Consider the following 20,795-nt stretch of genomic DNA (forward strand, 5'->3'; position numbering starts at 1 on the left):
GGCCCCTGCCGCTGCGCCGAGGCCCGGTCACAGGTAGTGGCCCAGGCGCTCGTCGCGGTCGGTGGGGGCGTCGGTCTCCGGGAGGTCCTCCGGGCGGAGCAGCCGGATCTCCTCGCGGTCCGTGACCCCCTGCCCGGTGATGCGCTGCGCCTGCAGGGCGATCGCCCGGTCGAGGAGGTTGCGCATGAGCCGGGCGTTGCCGAACGACTCGCCGCGGGCCGCCGTGCGCAGCCGGCGGCGTACGGCGTCGAGCACGCCCTCGGCCACCTGGAAGCCCGCGTCGGCCGCCATCACCTCGAAGATCGCGACGAGCTCGTCGTCGGTGTAGTCGGGGAACCGCAGGACCGTCGGGAACCGTGAGGCCAGGCCCGGGTTGAACTCCAGGAACCGCAGCATCGGCCCTTCGTACCCGGCGACGATGACGACGATGTCGGCGCGGTGCTCCTCCATCAGCTTGAGCAGCTCGGCGATCGCCTCGTGGCCGTAGTCGCGGCCCGAGTCGGCGGGCGTCAGGGCGTATGCCTCGTCGATGAACAGCACGCCGCCCATGGCCCGCTCCATCGCCGCGCGGACCTTCGGCGCGGTCTGCCCGACGTACTCGCCGACGAGGTCGGCGCGGGACACCTCGACCAGGTGCCCGGACGACAGGAGTCCCAGCTTGGCGTACACGGCGGCCAGGAGGCGGGCCATCGTGGTCTTGGCCGTTCCCGGGTTGCCGGTGAAGACCATGTGCCGGGTGGGCGAGGCGATCGGGATGCCGGCATCGCGGCGGAGCTGCTCGGCCTTGGCCTCCGCGACGAGCAGGCGCACCTCCTGTTTGACGGCGTCCAGGCCGATGAGCCGCTCGATCTCGGCAAGCGGGTCGCCCGGCAGGTCGATGTGACCACCGGCGGCCAGCGTGCCGGGGATGTCCTCGGCGAAGATCTCGTCGAGGGACTCGTCGTCGGTGAGCACCCCGTCGTCGAGGACGCGCCGCGACTGCATGGCGACCGCGCGGTCCAGCAGGTTGATCATCAGGCGGGCGTTCCCGGCGGCCCGGTCGCGGGCCCCGGCGTGAACGAGGTCGCGGACCTTGTCGAGCACGCCCTCACGCAGCGCGAAGCCCGCGTCGACGGCCTTCGCCTGGAAGATCTCGATGAGCTCGTCCTCGGTGAGGTCGGGGAACCGCAGCTGCTTGGGGAAGAACGCCGCCAGCTCCGAGTCGCTCTTGAGCAGGCCGTTCATCGGGCCCTCGGGGCCGCACAGGACGACGATGAGGTCCTCCGGGTGGGACTGCACGGCGGCCAGCAGGACGTCGATCGCCTCCCGGTTGCGCGGCGACTCGCCCGGCATGAGGTTGTGCGCGTCGTTGATGGCCAGGACGCCACCGTGCGCCCGCTCGACCGCGCGGCGGACGCGGGGGCCGCTCTCGCTGACGTACTCGCCGACGAGGTCGGAGCGGTCGACCTCGACCAGGTGCCCCGACGACAGGACGCCGAGGTCGGCGTAGATCCGGCCGAGGATCCGCGCCACCTTGGACTTGCCGGTGCCGGAGCTGCCGGCGAAGACCAGGTGCCGCGGCCGGCCGGCGACCGGCATGCCCGCCTCGCGGCGCATCCGGGCCGCCTCCGCCTCGGCGACGAGGAGGCGCACCTCGTTCTTCACCGACTTCAGGCCCACGCACGAGTCCAGCTCGGCCATCGGGTCGGCGTTGGCCGCGCCGCCGGGGATCACCCGTTGCGGCAGGTCCGCGACGGCGACCTCCGTCTCCCCGCGCGCGGTGACCGCGGCCACGCACTGCTCGGCGAGGTACTCCACGAGGCGCGCGCCGCGCAGGTTCAGCAGCGGCGGGGTGCGGGAGAGCAGGAGCCCGGCGTTGGCGGCGGTCTCCCGCGCGGCGGTCAGGCCGCGCCGGGCGACGGCGCGCCGGAACAGCTCGGTGTAGTCGTCCTCACCGAACTCACGCGTGCGGGCGACCCGGAAGTGCTGGTGCAGCGCCGGGTTCGCGTCGAAGATCCGCCCGTCGCCGCCGGTCCGGCACGCCGCGACGACGTGGAGTTTCTGGTGGCGTTCGAGGACGCGGCGCAGCTCCTCTGCGAACGCGGTGCCGCAGTGCTCCAGGGCGAGGATGCGGTCCAGCCCCTCGATGACGAGCAGCCGTCCCTCGAGGCACTCGCGGACGCGGGCGAGGAGGTAGAGGATCGTGTCGCTGACGTGGAGATTGGCGAACACCTGGTCGGAGACCCAGATGGCCTCGCGGACGTCCCCCCGCTCGGTGAGTCTCTGCTCGATCAGGCGGACGGCCGTGCCCTTCCCTGTCGCCTCCGGCCCGCTGAACAGGACGCGAACCGGTCGCGGGGACGTGCCGGTGCGCAGGACGTCGGACAGCGCGACGGCCAGTTCGGGCTGGCCGACGAGGTCGGCGCCGATCTCCTCCGTCACCTGGGCGGCGCGCGTCTCCTCCGCGGGCGCCGTGCCGGCGAACGCGGCGGTGAGCGGGTTGACGACCGCACGGGCGCGGAACAGGCGGCGCAGGTCCGTCTGGAACCCGCGGACCGGCAGCCGGCTCTTGGGGCTGACCGCGCTGTCGGGCAGCCCCTGCGCGCACCCGGTGATCCGCAGTGCCATGTCCAGCCAGGCCCGGCAGGCGTCCGCCTCTCCCGCGACGAGGCCGCGGGCCAGCCAGGAACGCACCTCCGCCTGCCACGACTCGGCGCGGAAGCCCTCGCGCAGGTGCTGGAAGCGCTCCTGCACGCTCTCGTAGCGCTCCACCCCGACGGCGAAGGCGAGGTCGGCGGGCGCGGCGGCCACGTCGGCCTGCAGCAGCAGCCGGGCCAGCGCGGTGACGAGGGGATCCCCGCCGGGAGCCGCCGCGAGCAGGCGTTCGTGCGCGGCGATCCAGCCGGAGCACGCCCACGCGAGGTACGCCGTGGGGCCCGCCAGCTCGGGCAGCGCGGAGAGGACGTCGTCCGACAGGTCGGACGCCCACGCCCGCTCCAGGTCGCCGTGCGGCGTCGTCAGGTCGCGCGCCCGCAGCTCGGGGTCCTCCGCGTGCCGGTCGAAGATCGAGATCAGGGCCCGGCGGCGCTCGTCCAGCGGCGTGATGCCGGCGAACACGTCGAGGGACTCGCGGGCGAGGGCGAACATCGTCTCCCGCAGCTCGACGTCGTCGCCGGCGTTCTCCACCAGCCACAGGCCGGGCGGCCGCAACCGACCGCCCTGGCTGAACCAGGCGATCGGGTCGCGCACCGGCGGCTCGGGCTTGGCCAGGAACTGCGCCAGCAGCTCGTAGTCGACGTCGCCGCGGGAACCCGCGCGGATCGCCGACGCGCCGAGCAGGAAGGTCAGCAGCGACCACAGCTCCGCGCCCGCCGCGGAGGTGTTCTGGGCGTAGAAGTCGCTGAGCCCGCCGGTGAGCGCCCTGGCGCGCTCGTCGGCGTCGAACGCGCGGGCGCGCTCGCGCACCTCGTCGTACAACCCGTCGGGCACACGCCAGGGGCCGTGCGCGTACACGTCGAGGACGGGCTCTTCCGTCAGCAGCGGTTCGAGGTGTTCCGGTAGGCGTGGGGGGCTCACGACGTAGACCTTACGACCCGCCGGAGGGGGGTCGCAGCCATCAGCAGGCCCTGCCGCGTCGGCGTTTCCTTCCCGGGAGGGCTCTTACCAGGCCGGTGTCACCGCCGGGCGGCCCCTACCGGGTGGGTGTCGACGGCGGGTGGCCCCTGCCGGATCGGCGTTCTCCGGCCGGGACGGTGACCGGGCGGACACGCCCGGTCAGCGTTTCCAGCCGGGGCGGCCGGACGGGCCGGGGTCGCGGTGCTCCGCCGCGATGCGCAGCGGACCGGCGGGGCGTTTGGGCTGCTCAGGGCCTGCCGGCTCTGCCTCTCCGGGCAGGGGCAGGGTGAAGCCGATCTCCGCGGGCCGGCGCTCGAGCGCTTCGAGGTCCTCGACCGGGACCAGCGCCGCGAGCGGCCTGCCGTGCCGGGTCAGGACGATCCGCTCGCCGGTGTACCCGACACGGTTGACGAGCTCCGCGAGTTCGGCGCGGGCCTGCGTCACTGGGACCTCTCGTGTCATACCGCGATTCTAGCATTCTGTACGTTCTTGCTATTCTGTACAGAACCCGCCGGGGCGTGGGCGGAAGCGCACCGGTACGTGAACACGGCCGCGCGTGGCGGACACGCGCGGCAGCGAGGAGGCGCAGATGGACTTTCCGACGCTCGAACCGCGCGCCCGGGTCACCGAGCTGCCCAAGGACATTCACTCCGAGCAGCTCTTCCAGCGGCTGCTCGGGCAGCGCATCGTCTTCATCGGCGCGGAGATCGACGACGACCTGGCCAACCGCGTGTGCTCCCAGCTCCTGCTCCTCGCCGCCGAGGACGGCGAGCGCGACATCAAGGTCTTCATCAACTCGCCGGGCGGGTCGATGGACGCGATGTTCGCCATGTACGACGTGATGAAGTACCTGCCGAACGACGTCTCGACGGTCGCCCTCGGCATGGCCGCCTCGGCCGGGCAGTTCCTGCTCACCGCGGGCACCCGCGGCAAGCGCTACGCCCTGCGGAACACGCGGATCATGATGCACCAGCCGTCCGGCGGCATCCGGGGCACGGCCTCCGACATCCGCATCCAGGCGGAACAGAGCGTGCACATGAAACACCGGTTCCTGCAGCTGATCGCCGAGCACACCGGGCGGCCGTACGAGCAGATCGAGCACGACGCCGACCGCGACCGCTACTTCAGCGCCGAGGAGGCCCGCGACTACGGCCTCATCGACCACGTCGTCACCAGCGCGCTCGAGGCCGGAGGTGTCGCCCCGTGACCGCTCCCATGTTCGACCCCATTTTCAGGCCCGTGACCGGTCCGGCGGCCGGCTCCATGATCGCCCCCGTGACCGGGCGGTACGTCCTGCCGTCCTACGTCGAGCGCACCTCGTACGGGATGAAGGAGAGCAACCCGTACAACAAGCTGTTCGAGGAGCGGATCGTCTTCCTCGGCGCGCCCGTCGACGACACCCTCGCCAACGACGTCATCGCGCAGCTGATCGCCCTGGAGGGCATGGACCCGGACCGGGTCATCAGCCTGTACATCAACTCCCCCGGCGGCTCCCTCACCGCCATGACGGCGATCTACGACACGATGCAGTTCATCAAGCCGGAGGTCGAGACGACCTGCATCGGGCAGGCCGCCTCGGCCGCCGCCGTGCTGCTCGCCGCCGGAGCCACCGGCAAGCGCGCCGCACTGCCGCACTCGCGCATCCTCATCCACCAGCCGAGCACCGAGGGCGGGTACGGCCAGACCAGCGACATGGAGATCCAGGCCAGGGAGATCATCCGACTGCGCGAGCAGATGGAGACCATCCTGGCCCGGCACTCCGGCCGCCCGGTCGAGCAGGTCCGCGCCGACATCGAGCGGGACCGTTACCTCACCGCTCAGGAGGCCCGGGAGTACGGCCTGATCGACGAGATCATCACCAGCCGCAAGCCCGCCTAGCCCGCCCGGCGACGCGCTCCCGCCTTCCCCGATCCGGCGGGGAGGGCGGGAGGCCGCGCGACCGGGAAGCGCTGACCTGCGGGTCGGAGAGCGGGCCCGAACAGTGCTCGACGATCTTGTTCAGATTCGAGGGGGCGGCCGCCGGCCGAGCGGTAGGCTCCGGGGCCGTGTCAGACCAACCGGACGACCCGGCGGGTGACCGGGACATCGAGGTTCGGCGGCTCCGGCGGCTGTTCCGGTTCTTCGCGGCCACGCAGTGCCGTGGCCGTTCCCCGGTGTACGAGACGCTGAGCGAGGGCATCGCCGACGACGACGGGCTGCTGGACCTGCTCATGTCCACCCCCGGCGAGCAGCGGCGGCCCAGCCTGCTGTTCGCGGCGGTGAACCTGCTCCTGGCCTCGAATCCCGGTTCGACGCTGGCCGACTACTACCCGGTCCACGGCGGCCGACGGCCGGTCGACGACGGGCTCGTGCCGGCCTTCGCCGCGTTCTGTGCCGGGCACCGTGACGAGCTCGGCCGGCTGCTGCGCAGCAGGTCCACTCAGACCAACGAGATCCGCCGCTGTGTAGCTCTTCGCCTGGGCCTCGATCACGTGTCCCGGCGCTGGCCGGGACCGCTCGCCCTGGTCGAGGCCGGCGCCAGTGCGGGCCTGAACCTGCTCCTGGACCGCTACCGCTATCGCGTCGGCGGCCACGAGACACCCTCGGGCGCGGCCTCGCCGGTGACGATCGCCTGCGAGGTACGCGGCGGCAGCGCCACCGCAGGCCCGATCTTCGGGCCGGTCCCGGAGATCACGTCCCGGCTGGGTATCGACCAGCATCCAGTGAACATGGCCGATCCCGATGCCCGCGCCTGGCTGGAGGCGTTCATCTGGCCCGAGCACACCGACGACCTCGCGGTCCTGCGCGGTGCCATCGACCTCGCCGTCTCGACCGCGGACGTGACCGTCGTCCCGGGCGATGCGATCACCGACACCGCCCGGCTGATCGGCGAGTTGCCGGGGCGTGAACCCGTCGTGGTCTTCACCGCCACGCTGCTCAGCTACCTCACCGCCGACGCCAGGACGGCCTTCGCCGCTCAGCTCCGGAAAGCCGCCGCGCAGCGGCCGGTGGCGTGGGTCTTCGCGGAGGCCCCCGCTCTCGTCGCGACCGCCGACCCCGGCCTGGCCGCGCTGGCGGGCCCGGTGGCCCAGCACAACTCGCTGTTCCTCGTCGGGGCCGGCCTGCTCGGCCCCGGGCACCGCGACGACGCCCTGCTCGCCATGGCCGACCCGTACCTGCGCTGGATCGCCCCGGCCAGGGACGAGACCGACGACTTCCAGTGGCTGCTGGCGAGCGCGGACGCCGACTGACAGTGACGTAGTGATCAGGATGGGCCACGGCGCACCCGGCACTACCTACGTACGCCCGGACAGGTACGCATGCGGGTAGATCGGTCCTAACCGGGGGCCTGCTCGCGGAGGCACGATCCAATCATCGGTGTGAACCAGATCGATGGTGGTGTTCGAAGTGATCTCCAGCAGGACGCAGACGGCCCCCGCGGGCGTCACCGGCTCCAGCCGGCCGGCGGTGGCCCTGGCGGGCGCCCTGCGCCTCGGCTTCCGGCCGATCGCCGACCGCCTGCCGGAGCGTTACGCCCTGTCCCTGCTGCGCGCCGCGCTCGACACCGGTGCCCGCCTGCTGCGCCCCGACCCGACGGTGACCATCGTCGAGCTGGACGACCTGGCGGACGAATCGAACGGTCTGCTCCCCGGGGAGTGGGTCCTCCCGGCCGAACCCGGGGACGGCGCCATCCTGTACCTGCACGGCGGAGGGTTCGCCTCCGGCTCGCCGAGCACCCACCGTGCGATCACCGGCCGGCTCGCGGCCGACACCGGACTGCCCGTCCTGGTGCCCGACTACCGCCTCGCCCCCGAGCACCCGTTCCCCGCCGCGTTCGAGGACGGCCTCGACGCATACCGGTGGCTGCTCGACCAGGGCATTCCGTCGTCCAAGATCGTTGTCGTGGGCGACTCCTCCGGAGGTCATCTGGCCGCGGCCGTCGTCGGCGAGGCGTGCCGCCTCGGCCTGCCGTCTCCGGCCGGCGTGGTGCTGTTCTCGCCCTGGGTGGACCTCAGCTGTGAGCTGTCGGCGCTGGGCGACCGGGAATGCCGGGACCCCTTCATCAGCCCCGAACTGGCCCAGCACTTCGGCCGGCTCTACGTCGGCGACGAGGACTGGTCGGACCCGCGTCTGTCCCTGCTCGATCTCGCCGGTCTCGACCTGCCGCCGTTCCTCGTGCAGGTCGGCGGCATCGAGTCGCTGCGCGCCGAGGCGGAGCATCTGGCCGAGGCCCTCACCGACGCCGGCACCTCCTGCGAGCTTCAGGTCTGGCCCGGCCAGATGCACGTCTTCCAGTTCTTCAACCGGCTGCTCCCCGAGGCCGGGGCGGCGATGACCGAGGCGGCCGGGTTCGTGCGCTCCCGCGTCGAGGCCGCCGACGAGGCCCTGGACGAACTCGCCGAGGCCGTCGACGAGATCTTCGAAGAGATCCTGGACGAGGCGGCCTGACGGCGCGGGCAGGCGACCGTCACGAAGGCTGCGCCCGGCGCGGGCGGGCGACCGTCACGACCGCTGCGGGCCGGTGACCGTCAGGACCGCTGCGAGACGGCCGGCTTCAGCACCTCCTCGCACCACTGCCGGAAGCCGGTGGGGGTGCTGTTCTCCGGGGTACGCGGCTCGGCGTTGTAGATGCCCTGCTCGACGGCGTTCGCCATGTCGACCAGGCCCTGGGCCCACGCGTCGGTCATCCCGTACTTGAGCAGGGTGGCCTTGTAGCCTTCGCCGGGCACCTGCTGGAAGCGGATCGGCCGCTGCAGCACCTCGGACATGATCCGCGCCATGTCGTTCGGCGACAGGTCCTCGGGACCGAGCACGGGGACGCTCTCCTGGCCGCTCCAGGAGTCGTCGAGCAGCAGCCCGGCCGCGACGGCCGCCACGTCGCGGGTGGCACAGGTGGGGATCTTGCGATCCGCGGAGATGGTCAGGAAGAACATGCCCTGGTTCTTGATCGCCCCGACCTGCTGCAGCATGTTCTCCATGAATCCGGGCATCCGCAGCGCCCGGTAGCTCACGCCGACGCTCTCGATCAGCTCGTCCATGGCCAGCGCCGCCGACACCTGCCCGGCGTTCTCGGCCACGCCGTGGCCGAGCGTCGAGATGCCGACGACCCGCTTGACGCCCTGGCTCTTGATCGCCTCGCATGCCGGCCGGGTGAAGTCCAGAAGGTGGCCCACGACACTCTCGGCGCGAGGGTCGGGCGGCACCAGCCAGAACACGCTGTCGGCAGCCGCGAACGCCTTGGCGACGACATCCGGGTCGCCGTGCGACCCCTGGACGACCTCGACGCGTTCACGCACCCGCAGAGAGAGGCGGGAGGGATCGCGGGCGATCACGCGGATCGCCTCTTCCGTGTCCAGGATGTTGTCGAGGACCTGCCGGCCGATCTGGCCGGTGGGCGTGGTGATGACGATCATCAGACCTCCAGGAGAAGTGGGCGTTCGCATCCGGGTCCGGCGCGCTGGGCGACGAGGACCGGCGAACGGCACTGAGCAGTCAATCCGGCCGGGGCACGAACGTGAAGGACCGATCCGATCACCATTGATACCCTGCGAGTATGAATGACCTGGAGGCGCGTGAGCTCCGGTACTTCGTCGCGGTCGCGGAAGAGCTTCACTTCGGACGCGCGGCCCAGCGGCTGGGCATGGCACAGCCCCCGCTGTCCCGCGCGATCCGGGAGCTGGAACGCCGGCTGGACGTGCGGCTGCTCGAGCGCACCACCCGTCAGGTGACGCTGACGGCGGCCGGGGAGGTCTTCCTGCGGGACGCCCGGACCGCACTCGACGCGATCACCGCGGCCGGCCGGCGGGCCCGGAACGCCGGCCGGCCCGCCCCGCTGCTGCGACTCGCGCTCAAGGCCGACAACGACGCCGGACTGCTGCCGCGGATCCTCTCCACCTACCAGCGCGAGGAGGCGGCGCCGGCGGTGGAACTGGTGCTCGGCGGACGGGGCGAACAGGCACAGGCCCTGCGCGACGGGCGAGCCGACGTCGCGCTGCTGGTCAGCCCCTTCGACGACCGCGGGCTGGACGTCGAGCCGCTGCTGACCCGGCCCCGCCTGGCCGTCCTCGCGGCGACCGATCCGCTCGCCGCCCGGTCGTCTCTGCGGCTGGCCGACCTGGCCAGCCGGAGGCTTCCCGACGGAACGCCCGTCGGCGAGGACGAGCCCGCACGCCCGTACGACGCCGTCGACCGTTCGCGGCCCCAGGCGGCACGGTCCGGGCTCGTGGCCGGGACCCAGCAACCGGTCTCGGACCTGACACAGATCTTCAGGCTGATTGAACTGGGCGGCGTCGTCTGTTTTCTCCCCACCTGGGTGACGCGTCGTTACCCGCTGCCCGGCATCGTCTACCGGCCGGTCAGCGATCTCCAGCCCGCCACACTGGCCGTCGCCTGGCCCCAGGAGGCACGCTCACCGGCGATCGCCGCCTTCGTGCGCGCGGCCGCGTCCGTGGTGGCCACCGACGCGGAACGAAGCACCGCAGGAGTCGGCCGATAAGCAGATGAAGCACGACCGTGGCGGCGTCTACCGTTGGACGATGCGAACGCTGACCACCGAGCGGCTCACTCTGCCGCCTTGGGACCCTCGCTTCGAGCAGGACCTGTGCCGGCTCAGTGCCGATCCGCGGATCACCCGTTATCTGGGGGACGGCCGGCCGTGGGACCGCGAGCGCGCCATCACCCGACATGGTGAACTCCTGGAACACTGGCGGGAACACGGCTTCGGCTGGCGCGGCATCGTCTTCCGCGAGGCCGATGACGAGTCGGTCATCGGCGTCGCCGCGCTCAACCGTCTCCGCGATCCCCTACCTGGCGTGGACGAGCCCGCGATCGAGATCGGCTGGTGGGTCGACCCACGCCACTGGGGTCGGGGACTCGCCACCGAAGCGGCGACCGCCATCCGTGACGAGGCGTTCACCGACCACGGCGCCGCACGGCTGGCCGCGCGCTACCAGCCCGCCAACCACGGCTCCGGCAACATCATGCGCAAGATCGGCATGCGCCACCACGACGACATCATCGGCCCGTATGACGAAGACGTACGCGTTTATGTCCTCGAACGCGCGGACTGGACTCCTGGCCTGCCTACTCAATTTTGACCGCTTACGGCCGGGCCGGGCGATCGGTTTTGATCGCCTATTGACGAATGTGATCATCCCGCTCATAGTCCAGGCGTGAGCCTCCTCCGCCGCATGCGCCTCGCCGGAAACCCTGTTCCCCGCCCGGGTCGGCGGGCCGGACCGCGATCGAAGCCGGTCAGGACCGGTGTCGCGCTGGCCTCGCTCGCCGGCCTCGTCGTGGCCGGTTCGCCGCCGGCTGCCGCGGCCGCGGCCGGAGGGCGGGCCGACCGGCAGGCGGTGCGGTCGGGCGACGCCCGCTTCGAAGTGCTCTCCCCGACGTTGATCCGGATGGAGTACGCGGGCGACGGCGCGTTCACCGACGCCGCGACGTTCAACGCGGTCGGGCGGGACGGCTTCGGCCGGACGCCGTATCGCAAGAAGGTCGCGGGCGGCTGGTTGACCATCGACACCGGCCGGCTGACCCTGCGGTACAAGGTCGGCTCCGGGCCCTTCACCGCGGACAACGTGTCCGTGCGCCTGCGGACCGGGGCGCAGACGGTGACCGCGCATCCGACCTTCCGCGGGTCGGCCCGCTGCGCCGCCGGGACGCTCTGCGAGGCGGAACAGGGCCTGATCGGGGGCGGGGTGACCGTCGCCTCGGACCACACCGGGTACACCGGCACGGGGTTCGCCGCCGGGTTCCAGGACGTCGGCGGCTCGCTCACCTACCCCCTCGACGTGCCGGCCGCCGGCACCTATGACCTGCGGCTGCGGTACGCCAACAGCGTGGGCGGGGACGGGAAGAACACGACCCGTACGCTCAGCGCCGCGATCGACGGCGGCGCGGCGACGACGCTCACGATGCCGACCACCGCGGACTGGAACACCTGGGGATTCGTCTCCGTCCCGACCCTGAAGCTCTCCGCCGGGCGGCACACGCTCGTCGTCTCGCGGGGCGCGAACGACTCGGGCAACGTGAACATCGACAGCCTGGCGCTCACTGCGCCCGGCGCGACGTATCCGTCACCGGCATCGGTTCCGTGCGACTACGGGACCGTGTGCGAGGCCGAGGCGGGCACGCTCGGCGGTGGCGCGACGCGTGCCGCCGACCACAACGGCCACTCCGGTGACGCCTTCGTCGCCGGGCTGGAGCGGGCCGGTGCGTCCGACACGATCGCGGTGCGGAACGTCCCCGCCGACGGGCCGTACGCGCTGCAGATCCGGTACGCCAACGGCTCCGGGACGCCACGGACGGTCTCGACGGCGGTGAACGGCGGCACGGCCGCGACGACGTCCCTGCCGCCGACGGCCGATTGGGACACCTGGTCGACGGCCACCGTCCCGGTGACGCTGACCAAGGGGTCCGACACGATCGCGATCGGCTGCCCGACGGCGGACAGCTGTCACGTCAACCTCGACACCGTCGCCGTCACCCCGGCCGGGTCGCCGGTGCTGCCGGCGCACAGCCCGCTCGGCGGGTACCGGCGCAGCCTCGACGGCGTGGACGGTGGCGCGCTGACCACGCCCGGCCTGCTGTACCGCGACGGGTGGTACCTGCTCGACGACACCGCATCCGCGATATTCGACACGGCGACCCGGACGGTCCACGCGCGGCCCGGCCACGGCGGCGAGCCGTACCAGGACGGCTACCTCTTCGGGTACGGCCAGGACTACAAGCGTGGGCTCGCCGACCTCAAGACGCTGACCGGACCGTCGATGCTGCTGCCCCGGTGGGCGTACGGCGTGTGGTTCTCGGAGTACTACGACTTCACCGCCGCCGACTACCAGAACACGATCCTGCCGAAGTTCCGCTCCGAAGGCGTCCCGCTCGACGTCCTGGTCACCGACACGGACTTCAAGTGGCCCAGCACCTGGAACGGCTGGCAGATCGACCGGAGCAAGTTCCCCGACGCGGCGGCGTTCTTCGCCTGGGAGCACGCGCAGGGACTGCACGGCACGCTGAACATCCACCCGAGCATCATGAGCGGCGACCCGAGTTTCGCGCAGGCGCAGGCCACGGCCAAGGGGAAGCTGGTGGCCTCCGGCTGCAACGCGCCTTCGGGGCAGACCTGCCACACGTTCGACTGGGGCGACCCCGACCAGCTCGCGGCCTACTTCGACCTGCACCAGCGCATGGAGCGGGAGGGCGTGGACTTCTGGTGGCTGGACTGGTGCTGCGAGGGCTCCCGGGTCTCGACGCCCGGCGTGACGCCCGACGCGTGGATCAACCTGCAGTACGCCGCCGACACCGCGAAGAACGTCGGGCGGGGGTTCGCCTTCTCCCGGGCGTACGGGTCCCTGCAGGCCGGCGGCTACAGCGGCCAGGCGGCGGTGCCGACCGGTCCCTGGGCGGACAAGCGCACCACCCTGCACTTCACCGGCGACACCACCTCGGACTGGCAGACCTTGCGGTTCGAGACCGGGTACACGCCGGGCGAGTCGGCGACCACCGGCCTGTCGGCGATCAGCCATGACATCGGCGGGCACAACGGCGGGCCCAGGCTCGCCGACGACCTCTACGTACGGTGGGTGCAGTTGGCGGCGTTCCAGCCGATCCTGCGGCTGCACAGCAACCACGGCGACCGGCTGCCGTGGCAGTACGGCGAGCAGGCCCGCGTCGCTGCGGAGCGGTTCCTCAACCTCCGCGAGAACCTCGTCCCGTACACGTACACGCTGGCCAAGGAGGCGGCGGACACCGGTGTGCCGGCCGTCCGGGCCACGTACCTGGAGTACCCCGGCGAGCAGGGCGCCTACGACGCGGCGGGCCGCGAGTACCTCTACGGCCCGGACGTGCTGGTGGCCCCGGCGACCTCGCCCGGCGCCACCGCGACGACGTCGGTGTGGTTCCCGCCCGGCCAGTGGACCGACTACTTCACCGGGAAGACCTACAGCGGCCCCGCCACCCGGGACGTCACGACCGACTGGAACTCGATGCCGGTCTTCGTCAAGGCGGGCGGGATCCTCCCGACGCGCACCGACGATGTGACCAACGACGTGCAGAACCCGCTGTCCAAGGTCACGGTGAACGTCGCCGGAGGCGCCGACGGCTCGTTCGCGCTGTACGAGGACGACGGGCGGTCGGCCGGCTCCCATCCCTCGGCCACGACGACGCTCCGGTACACCGAGAACGGCGGCGAGCACGTCCTGCGCATCGGCCCGGCACGCGGCCGGTTCCCCGGGCAGGTGGCGCGGCGGCAGTGGACGGCCGTCTTCTCCGCCGCGGACCGGCCGACGGCCGTGCGCGTCGACGGAGTACCGGTGCCGGAGGGGAGCTGGTCGTACGACGACGCCCGTCGCAGGGTGACGGTCACCGTCCCCGTCCGGCCGGTCGGCGCCGCGACGACGATCGACTACCGCTGACCCGGCGCCGCGACCGAGGACCTTTCTCGCCCCCTGTCAACCCTACGGCCGGATCCGGCAATACATCGGATGTATGAGCCGATCGACGACCCGATCGGAATAGGCAAAGGTTTTCAGCGATTGACCCATCGGATCTCTGCTGTTTGTGTGGCATCAGCGTAAGGAGATGACATGGGTAGATCATTCAGCCGCCGCGGCATCGTCACCGCGGGCGCGGCGGGCCTGGCCGGTGCCGCACTCCCACTGATGGCCGAGGGAACCGCCGCCGCGAGTCCCGCCGTGCCGCCGATCGACCCCTTCGGGCCGAGCCGGGTCTTCGACGTTCGACGATTCGGCGCCAAGGGCGACGGTGTCACGATCGACACTCCCGCGATCAACCGGGCGATCGACGCGGCGGCCAAGGCCGACCGCAGGGACGGCGGACCGGGGGGCACCGTCCACCTGCCCGCCGGCACCTATGCCAGCTACTCGATCCGGATGAAGAGCAACGTCGCGCTGTACATCGCGCACGGGGCGACGCTGCTCGCCGCGGCCCCGACGGCCACCCAGGGCTACGACCCGGCCGAGCCCGGCGCGGGCAACTCCTACCAGGACTACGGCCACAGCCACTGGCACAACAGCCTGATCTGGGGCGAAGGCCTGACGAACGTCACGATCTTCGGCCCCGGCGTGATCGACGGGAAGGGGCTGGTGAGCGGAGGCAGCAAGGAGTCCCAGCCGCTGCAGGGCAACAAGGCGATCGCCCTGAAGCTGTGCCGGAACGTCCTCATCCAGGACGTCACCATGCTGAACGGCGGCCATTTCTGCATCCTGCCGACCGGCGTGGACAACTTCCGGATCGACGGCCTGGTCATCGACACCAACCGCGACGGCATCGACATCGACTGCTGCAAGAACGTCCGGATCTCCAACACCATGGTCAACTCACCCAACGATGACGCGATCGTGCTCAAGAGCTCCTACGCGCTCAATCAGGTCCGGGACACCGAGAACGTCACCATCGACAACTGCCTCGTGAGCGGCTTCGACCTCGGCACGCTGTACGACGGGACGTACAAGAGAGGAAAGTTCGGGCGTACCGGCCGCATCAAGTGCGGCACGGAGGCGAACGGCGGTTTCAAGAACATCGCCATCTCCAACGTGGTGTTCGACAACTGCCGCGGGCTGGCGCTGGAAACCGTCGACGGCGGGCACCTCGAGGACATCACAGTCAGCAACATCACGATGCGCGACGTGCAGATGCCGTTCTTCCTCCGGCTGGGCTCCCGCATGCGCGGGCCGTCCGATCTCCAGATCGGCACGCTACGGCGAGTCAGCATCAGCAATGTCACCGTCACGGGCGCCGACCCCCGCTACCCGTCCACGATCGCCGGCATTCCCGGACATCCCATCGAGGACGTACGGATCAGCGACGTCCGCCACCTGATGGTCGGCGGCCTCACCCCCGGGGACGCGGTCCAGAACCCGCCCGAGTTGGAGAACGCCTACCCCGAGCCCTCCATGTTCGGCACGCTGCCGGCGTTCGGCTTCTTCATCCGGCACGCCGATCAGGTGAGCATCGAGAACGTCGACGTCGGGTATCAGCAGCAGGACACCCGGCCGGCGGTCGTACTACGGGACGTCAAGCGCGCCGACTTCCACCACGACAAGATCGACAAGGCGCCGGACACGCCGACCTTCGTGCTCGACTCCGTTGACGACTTCACCGTGACGACCAGCCGCCCGGTGGCCGATGTCCGCCTCGACCACGTCGACCACAAGGAGCTGTGACCTCGCGTCATACGGCCGGGCGGGGGCCGTCGTCGGCCCGCCCGGCCTGCGTCGTGCCGTACGGACCGGGCGCGGCGAGGGCTCAGGCGACGGCGCGGAGCCGGGCGTCGAGCGCGTCGAGGTCGGGGACGAACCAGATGTGGTCGGCCTGGTTCGACTCGTGGACCAGGGCGCGCAGGGCCGAACTCGCCGCCAGGTGCCGGGAGATGTCGCCGACGATGGCCAGGCGCAGCCGGTAGGTCACGAACTTCTGCATGACCTCGCCGGCGAAGCGGGTGCCCAAGGAGAAGAACTGCTCGTCCAGCCGGCTCGCCGGCACGGCCACCATCTGGGCGCCCAGAAACGCCGCGCCGATGAGGTCCAGCGCGTCCTCCATGGTGGCGATGGGCGGCCCTGCCGGGTCGCATATCAGCACCTGCACTCCGGCCCGCTCCTGAATCACGTCAGCCACCGTCGGCCTCCCCCGCGAACAGGCCGCTCTCGCCGTCGAGCACGGAATCGAGCAGGTGAAGCACGTCGGCGGTGACGGCTGCGCCTCCCAATATCACGATCTTCATACGGTTCCGCTCCTCGTCGTGGACGGTCTGGACGCGCAGTGGGTGCGCGGGGTCAGGGGCGGCGTTCGTCCCGGCCAGGACGAGCGTGCTCAGCCGGTCCGCCGTGGCCCGGTCGACGCCGTCGATCTGCACGATGCTCGACACCTCCACGTGGGGGACACCGGTGGGCCGGTCCGCCGCCGACTGCGGCCGCCCGACCAGCGCGTCGAGGTCGGCGCGGGCGATGCGGTACTGCTTACCGATACGCACGGCCTTGAGCCGTCCGGTGCGGATGTAGCCGCGCACGGTGCGCACATGCAGCCCCAGCCGGTCGGCCACCTGTTCAACCGAGTACATGTCTTCCGTCATCGTTCCCTATCTTAGGGGAACATAGGGAACGATGCGGTATGTCTTCCTCGTGTCACTACCCCCGGGGGAGGCCGATGGCTCGTACGGGGGAGGTGCCGGGAAGGGGGCGGGCGGGATCGTGGATCGCATGGCTCGACCCCGTGACGCAGGAGTGCGCGATGTCCCGACCGAACCGAAAATTGAAGATCAAGCTGGCGCTGGTCGCCGCGCTCACGGCTCTGATCGCCGGAGCGATGCTGGCCACTGGATCGGGCGAGCCCGGGCACGCCGCGACGGACCGGACGGTCGGGAGCGTGCGATGACCGCCGTCGAGGTGCCGGTCGACGCCGAGCCGCGGACCAGAGGCAGGGTGCCGCGGTGGGCCGACTGGGCCGCGCAGGCGACCATGTGGTGCGCGCTTCCGTCGGGGATCTGGCGGATCCTGTTCGGGCTCGGCCTTCCGGCGGGATTCACGGGCTCCATGGACCCGCGGCACGGCCCTTGGTACATGCTGCCGTACGTCCTCGCGTTGACCGCCGTGTCCGAGACGGTGGCGTTCCTCAGCATGGGCCTCGTCCGTCCATGGGGCGAGGTCTGGCCGCGGTGGGTGCCGTTCCTGCGGCGCAGGCGGGTCCGCCCGCTGGCGGCGATCATCCCGGCGTCGCTCGGGTCGATCGCGTTGATGCTGATCTGGACGCGGCTGGTCTTCGGCTTCTCGTCGAGCGGCGATCCGGAGATGCCACACGGCGCGAAGGCCGTGATCCTGGCCGCGTGCTACCTGCCGCTGGTCGCCTGGGGGCCGCTGCTGGCGGCCGTCACGGTGGCGTACGCCATCCGCCGCCGACGGTACGGCTGACCGCGCAGAAGCCGTCTCCTCACGGCTCCGCCGGAAGTGCCGTACGGAAGCCGTCCGCCGGGTCGGACGTTTCGAAGTTTTCTGAAGCGGTGGCCGGATCCGGACACGTCGGCACCGGGTGCGGAAGAGCGGGCGTCAAGATATCGCTCTACGACACAGCGGCCACACGGGGGTCTTATGCTGCGGATTCACTTCACTCTCGAAGATATCGGCCGGACCCGGCTCGCCACCGGGTCCGACCCGACATGGGACGTGCTTCTGAGCCTGCACAAGCTCGCCGACCAGGACGGATCCGTGGTGTTCGACCAGTGGCGGCAGCAGGCCCGAGCGCGGTTCCCGGCCTCCGCGCACTGGCTCCTGGAGCTGGCACCGCCGCGCGGCTACTCCCCCGACTTCCTGACTCCGGGCGGCAACGGTCTGGATGACGGAATGGAGCGGATCCTGTCAACCCCGGTGCCGCGGATCCGGGCCGACATCGCCAGGCTGGCCCCTGCGCGTCGCCTCTCGAGCCCCGTCCAGGCGTTGGCCGATGGATCACGGCGGGCCGTGCGGCGGCTCACCGAGGCGATCCGCGAGTACCACCGGGTCGCCGTGGCGCCGTTCGCCCGGCAGATCGACCGGCAGGTGCACGCGGATCTCGCCGCTCGGGGCCGGACGCTGCGGCACACGGGGGTCACCCGGCTGCTGACCGGACTGCATCCGCAGGCCCGCTGGCGACAGCCGGTCCTCGAACTGCCCTATCCGGTCGATCGCGACGTGCACCTAGAACGGCGCGGGCTGCTCCTCGTGCCGTCCTACTTCTGCTGGAGAGACCCGATCATGCTGGTGGACCCGGGCCCACATCCGGCCCTGGTGTTCCCGATCGCCCGGGAGCTCGCCCGGTCCGCGCTCGAGTCGGAGCACGCGGCGACCGGCTCCCTGGCCGCTCTGATCGGCCGTACCCGGGCCGTCATCCTGTCGACTCTCGCCGTCGAGGCGTGCACCACCACTCAGCTGGCGGCACGCGTCGGCGTGTCGAACGCCTCGGCGAGCCAGCACGCCACCGTGCTCCGCGAGGCCGGCCTCATCACGACGCAGCGGATGGGCTCGTTCGCGATGCACAGCCCCACACCGGCCGCCGTCGCCCTGCTCGACTCCGCGGGCTAGGGCCTGTCTCGAAGCCCCGCTGTCCTACTGCGCGGCGCCCAGGCGGCGCCTCTCGCGGCGGACGGGGCCTTCGAGACAGGCCCTGGGCCGCGCCGCCCGGTCCGTCCGGGGTGCGCCGGACGGACCGCAGCGGTCCGGAGGGTTTCAGCAGCTCTGCTTGTAGAGGTACTTGGCGATGTCGGGCTGGTCGACGTTGTCCTTGGTGACCGCCACGAGCTGGGTCTTGATCTGCTTGGTGACCGGCTTGCCGCCGAGGGCGGCGACGGCCTGGTCGATCCCCTGGCGGCCGATGTCCAGCGGCTCCTGGCTGATCAGCGCCTGGATCGTGCCGGCTTTCAGGTCCTCGACCTGGTTCGGGCTGGCGTCGAACTCGACCAGCTTCACGGCGCCGGTCTTCTTGACCTGCTTGAGCGCGGCCCCCGCGCCCTCCCCCGTCACGAGGTTCGCCGCGAAGATGCCCGACAGGTCGGGGCTCTTGGACAGCTCGCCGTTGACGATCTCGGTGGCCTTGCCCGCCTCGTCGCCGGGGTACTGCTCCGAGACGAGCTTGATGTTCGGATGCTTGGCGATCTCCTCTTTGAAGCCGGTGACCCGGTCGTCGGTGGTCGCGATGCCCTTCTTGGGAGCCAGTACGACCACCTTGCCCTTGTCGCCGATCTGCTTGGCCAGCGTCTGGGCGGCCAGCTGCCCGCCGAGCTTGTTGTCCGAGGAGATCCGGGACAGGCCGAGGGACTGGTCGGACAGGTCGGTGTCCACGAAGATCACCTTGCTGCCGTTGCCGTTGAGCTGCCGGACCGGTCCGGCCATGGCGTCCTTGTCGACCGGCGCGATCAGCACCGCCTTGGGCCGGGAGGCCGCGACCGAGGTGACGACCTGGGTCTGCTGGGCGACGTCCCACTGCGCGGGGGCCTGAACGCTGAGCTGGACGCCCTGCTTGGCCGCCTCCTCCTTCGCCCCGCAGTACATGGAGATGTAGAACGGTTCGTTCGCGATGCCCTGGATCAGGGTGATCTTCTTGGCGCCGCCCGACGTGCCGCCGGACGAGGAGTCCGAGCCGCAGGCTCCGGTCACGGCCAGCGCGAGCACCGATGCGACGACGACGTACCTGTTCACCGACGTTCCTCCCTCTATTCGCGTTCTCGCGCCCGACGGCGCAACTGGTCGAAGAAGACGGCGACGACCAGTACGGCTCCGACCGCCACGTCGAGCCAGAACCGCTGTGCCCCGAGGATGATGAGACCGTTGCGCAGGACACCGGGGATCAGTACGCCGATCACCGTCCCGCCGATCCCGCCGACGCCGCCGAACAGGCTCGCCCCGCCGATGACGACCGCGGCGATCGCGCCGAGGTTGTCGGAGGTGTGGCTGGCGATCGTCGTCGTGCTGTAGTGCGCCAGGGACAGCACCCCTGCCACCCCGGACAGGAGTCCCGACAGCGCGTACATCTTGATCAGGTGCCGGTCGACCTTGATGCCGACGCGCCGCGCCGCCTCGGCGTTGGAGCCGATCGCGTACGTGTGCCGGCCGAACCGGGAGAAGGCGAGCAGGAGGCCGAACAGGACCGCGATCAGGCCCGCGATGATCACCAGCCACGGCACGCCGGCGACGAGGCCGAAGCCGATCACGTTGGAGAGCTTGGACGGGATCCGGTTGACGTCGCTCCCGTTGGTGATGACCTGGGCGAGCCCGAGCGCGACGCCGAGCGTGCCGAGCGTCGCGATCAGAGGCGGGATCTTCGCCTTGGCCACGAGAAGGCCGTTGACGATCCCCCAGCCGAGGCCGCAGCCGATCCCCGCCAGCGCACCGAGGAGGATCCCGCCCCAGCCCGCCGTCGTGCCGCCGAGCGCGACCATGGTCTTGGCCGCCACGACGCCCGAGAACACCAGGATCGAGCCGACGGACAGGTCGATCCCCGCCGTCACGATGACGAACGTCATTCCGACCGCCAGCACCAGCAGGATCGCCGACTCGGTGAGGACGTTGCGGATGTTGAAGGTCGTGGCGAACTCGGCCGGCTTGAGCACGGCGAAGAACACGAACAGGGCGACCAGGACGGCGAGCGTCCACAGCGTGTTGCTGCGCAGGATCGCCGGCCCCCGCCGACGAGTCTCCTCGGCCGTGTCGTACGTCTCCGTCACTGTGCTCATG

At 71.2% G+C, this 20,795-nt stretch carries 18 protein-coding genes; 11 read left to right on the forward strand and 7 right to left on the reverse strand.

Annotated features, from left to right (window positions below; genetic code table 11):
* Nucleotides 1-27: 27 nt before the first annotated feature.
* Together AB0I04_RS36280 and AB0I04_RS36285 are read right to left on the reverse strand one after the other, a co-directional pair.
* On the reverse strand, nt 28-3,555 hold the full coding sequence (locus AB0I04_RS36280) for an AAA family ATPase (RefSeq protein ID WP_360895162.1): 3,528 nt from the start codon (nt 3,553-3,555) through the stop codon (nt 28-30).
* 198 nt (nt 3,556-3,753) lie between these two features.
* Nucleotides 3,754-4,056, reverse strand: a complete 303-nt coding sequence (locus tag AB0I04_RS36285) for a type II toxin-antitoxin system Phd/YefM family antitoxin (RefSeq protein ID WP_360895165.1) — start codon at nt 4,054-4,056, stop codon at nt 3,754-3,756.
* Nucleotides 4,057-4,183: 127 nt separating this feature from the next.
* On the opposite strand from AB0I04_RS36285, the gene AB0I04_RS36290 reads away from it, so the two are divergent.
* From AB0I04_RS36290 to AB0I04_RS36305, 4 genes are all read left to right on the forward strand, one after another.
* Nucleotides 4,184-4,801, forward strand: coding sequence for an ATP-dependent Clp protease proteolytic subunit (locus AB0I04_RS36290; RefSeq protein ID WP_360895168.1), 618 nt, complete (start codon nt 4,184-4,186; stop codon nt 4,799-4,801).
* Nucleotides 4,802-4,857: 56 nt separating this feature from the next.
* Nucleotides 4,858-5,472 (forward strand): ATP-dependent Clp protease proteolytic subunit, encoded by a 615-nt coding sequence (locus tag AB0I04_RS36295; RefSeq protein ID WP_360895344.1) that lies wholly within the window; start codon nt 4,858-4,860, stop codon nt 5,470-5,472.
* Nucleotides 5,473-5,639: 167 nt separating this feature from the next.
* Nucleotides 5,640-6,824: a DUF2332 domain-containing protein gene (locus AB0I04_RS36300; RefSeq protein WP_360895171.1), complete on the forward strand. Its 1,185-nt coding sequence runs from the start codon at nt 5,640-5,642 to the stop codon at nt 6,822-6,824.
* Between the two features lie 142 nt (nt 6,825-6,966).
* On the forward strand, nt 6,967-8,022 hold the full coding sequence (locus tag AB0I04_RS36305; RefSeq protein ID WP_360895173.1) for an alpha/beta hydrolase: 1,056 nt from the start codon (nt 6,967-6,969) through the stop codon (nt 8,020-8,022).
* 80 nt (nt 8,023-8,102) lie between these two features.
* On the opposite strand, the gene AB0I04_RS36310 is transcribed toward AB0I04_RS36305, so the two are convergent.
* Complete coding sequence (locus tag AB0I04_RS36310) at nt 8,103-8,987, reverse strand: NAD(P)H-binding protein (RefSeq protein ID WP_360895176.1); 885 nt, start codon at nt 8,985-8,987, stop codon at nt 8,103-8,105.
* A 140-nt stretch (nt 8,988-9,127) separates the two neighbouring features.
* On the opposite strand from AB0I04_RS36310, the gene AB0I04_RS36315 reads away from it, so the two are divergent.
* The 4 genes from AB0I04_RS36315 to AB0I04_RS36330 all read left to right on the forward strand — a co-directional run bounded on the left by AB0I04_RS36315 (nt 9,128) and on the right by AB0I04_RS36330 (nt 15,761).
* Nucleotides 9,128-10,069 carry a LysR family transcriptional regulator gene (locus tag AB0I04_RS36315; protein ID WP_360895179.1) on the forward strand — a complete coding sequence of 314 codons (942 nt, stop codon included), beginning with the start codon at nt 9,128-9,130 and terminating at the stop codon, nt 10,067-10,069.
* Between the two features lie 40 nt (nt 10,070-10,109).
* The gene (locus AB0I04_RS36320; RefSeq protein WP_360895182.1) at nt 10,110-10,670 is read left to right on the forward strand and encodes a GNAT family protein; all 561 of its coding nucleotides are present in this window, start codon (nt 10,110-10,112) and stop codon (nt 10,668-10,670) included.
* A 75-nt stretch (nt 10,671-10,745) separates the two neighbouring features.
* Nucleotides 10,746-13,991: a TIM-barrel domain-containing protein gene (locus tag AB0I04_RS36325; protein ID WP_360895185.1), complete on the forward strand. Its 3,246-nt coding sequence runs from the start codon at nt 10,746-10,748 to the stop codon at nt 13,989-13,991.
* A 171-nt stretch (nt 13,992-14,162) separates the two neighbouring features.
* Nucleotides 14,163-15,761 carry a glycoside hydrolase family 28 protein gene (locus AB0I04_RS36330; protein WP_360895188.1) on the forward strand — a complete coding sequence of 533 codons (1,599 nt, stop codon included), beginning with the start codon at nt 14,163-14,165 and terminating at the stop codon, nt 15,759-15,761.
* Between the two features lie 82 nt (nt 15,762-15,843).
* On the opposite strand, the gene AB0I04_RS36335 is transcribed toward AB0I04_RS36330, so the two are convergent.
* Together AB0I04_RS36335 and AB0I04_RS36340 are read right to left on the reverse strand one after the other, a co-directional pair.
* Complete coding sequence (locus AB0I04_RS36335) at nt 15,844-16,212, reverse strand: DUF4180 domain-containing protein (RefSeq protein ID WP_360895191.1); 369 nt, start codon at nt 16,210-16,212, stop codon at nt 15,844-15,846.
* Nucleotides 16,205-16,666 (reverse strand): helix-turn-helix domain-containing protein, encoded by a 462-nt coding sequence (locus AB0I04_RS36340; protein WP_360895195.1) that lies wholly within the window; start codon nt 16,664-16,666, stop codon nt 16,205-16,207. Before AB0I04_RS36340 ends, AB0I04_RS36335 begins: the two co-directional genes overlap by 8 nt.
* A 158-nt stretch (nt 16,667-16,824) precedes the next feature.
* Between AB0I04_RS36340 and AB0I04_RS36345 the strand changes: the two genes are divergently transcribed.
* From AB0I04_RS36345 to AB0I04_RS36355, 3 genes are all read left to right on the forward strand, one after another.
* Nucleotides 16,825-16,968 (forward strand): hypothetical protein, encoded by a 144-nt coding sequence (locus AB0I04_RS36345; RefSeq protein ID WP_360895198.1) that lies wholly within the window; start codon nt 16,825-16,827, stop codon nt 16,966-16,968.
* Entirely contained in the window at nt 16,965-17,501 is a 537-nt protein-coding gene (locus AB0I04_RS36350; RefSeq protein WP_360895201.1) for a hypothetical protein, read from the forward strand. The genes AB0I04_RS36345 and AB0I04_RS36350 overlap by 4 nt, the downstream gene beginning before the upstream one ends.
* Before the next feature lie 177 nt (nt 17,502-17,678).
* On the forward strand, nt 17,679-18,647 hold the full coding sequence (locus tag AB0I04_RS36355) for a winged helix-turn-helix domain-containing protein (RefSeq protein WP_360895204.1): 969 nt from the start codon (nt 17,679-17,681) through the stop codon (nt 18,645-18,647).
* A 144-nt stretch (nt 18,648-18,791) separates the two neighbouring features.
* Here AB0I04_RS36355 and AB0I04_RS36360 read toward each other — a convergent pair whose 3' ends face one another.
* Nucleotides 18,792-19,760 carry an ABC transporter substrate-binding protein gene (locus AB0I04_RS36360; protein ID WP_360895207.1) on the reverse strand — a complete coding sequence of 323 codons (969 nt, stop codon included), beginning with the start codon at nt 19,758-19,760 and terminating at the stop codon, nt 18,792-18,794.
* 14 nt (nt 19,761-19,774) lie between these two features.
* Nucleotides 19,775-20,794: an ABC transporter permease gene (locus AB0I04_RS36365; RefSeq protein ID WP_360895210.1), complete on the reverse strand. Its 1,020-nt coding sequence runs from the start codon at nt 20,792-20,794 to the stop codon at nt 19,775-19,777.
* Nucleotide 20,795: the final 1 nt, after the last annotated feature.

Source organism: Actinoallomurus sp. NPDC050550, assembly GCF_040655075.1.
GTDB lineage: Bacteria > Actinomycetota > Actinomycetes > Streptosporangiales > Streptosporangiaceae > Actinoallomurus.

What these genes read in the sequence shown, in the direction of transcription:
- AB0I04_RS36285 (WP_360895165.1), bottom strand. Translation starts at nt 4,056, where the DNA reads ATGACACGAGAGGTCCCAGTGACGCAGGCCCGCGCCGAACTCGCGGAG.
- AB0I04_RS36290 (WP_360895168.1), top strand. Translation starts at nt 4,184, where the DNA reads ATGGACTTTCCGACGCTCGAACCGCGCGCCCGGGTCACCGAGCTGCCC.
- AB0I04_RS36295 (WP_360895344.1), top strand. Translation starts at nt 4,858, where the DNA reads ATGATCGCCCCCGTGACCGGGCGGTACGTCCTGCCGTCCTACGTCGAG.
- AB0I04_RS36305 (WP_360895173.1), top strand. Translation starts at nt 6,967, where the DNA reads ATGGTGGTGTTCGAAGTGATCTCCAGCAGGACGCAGACGGCCCCCGCG.
- AB0I04_RS36310 (WP_360895176.1), bottom strand. Translation starts at nt 8,987, where the DNA reads ATGATCGTCATCACCACGCCCACCGGCCAGATCGGCCGGCAGGTCCTC.
- AB0I04_RS36315 (WP_360895179.1), top strand. Translation starts at nt 9,128, where the DNA reads ATGAATGACCTGGAGGCGCGTGAGCTCCGGTACTTCGTCGCGGTCGCG.
- AB0I04_RS36320 (WP_360895182.1), top strand. Translation starts at nt 10,110, where the DNA reads ATGCGAACGCTGACCACCGAGCGGCTCACTCTGCCGCCTTGGGACCCT.
- AB0I04_RS36330 (WP_360895188.1), top strand. Translation starts at nt 14,163, where the DNA reads ATGGGTAGATCATTCAGCCGCCGCGGCATCGTCACCGCGGGCGCGGCG.
- AB0I04_RS36340 (WP_360895195.1), bottom strand. Translation starts at nt 16,666, where the DNA reads ATGACGGAAGACATGTACTCGGTTGAACAGGTGGCCGACCGGCTGGGG.
- AB0I04_RS36345 (WP_360895198.1), top strand. Translation starts at nt 16,825, where the DNA reads ATGTCCCGACCGAACCGAAAATTGAAGATCAAGCTGGCGCTGGTCGCC.
- AB0I04_RS36350 (WP_360895201.1), top strand. Translation starts at nt 16,965, where the DNA reads ATGACCGCCGTCGAGGTGCCGGTCGACGCCGAGCCGCGGACCAGAGGC.
- AB0I04_RS36355 (WP_360895204.1), top strand. Translation starts at nt 17,679, where the DNA reads ATGCTGCGGATTCACTTCACTCTCGAAGATATCGGCCGGACCCGGCTC.
- AB0I04_RS36365 (WP_360895210.1), bottom strand. Translation starts at nt 20,794, where the DNA reads ATGAGCACAGTGACGGAGACGTACGACACGGCCGAGGAGACTCGTCGG.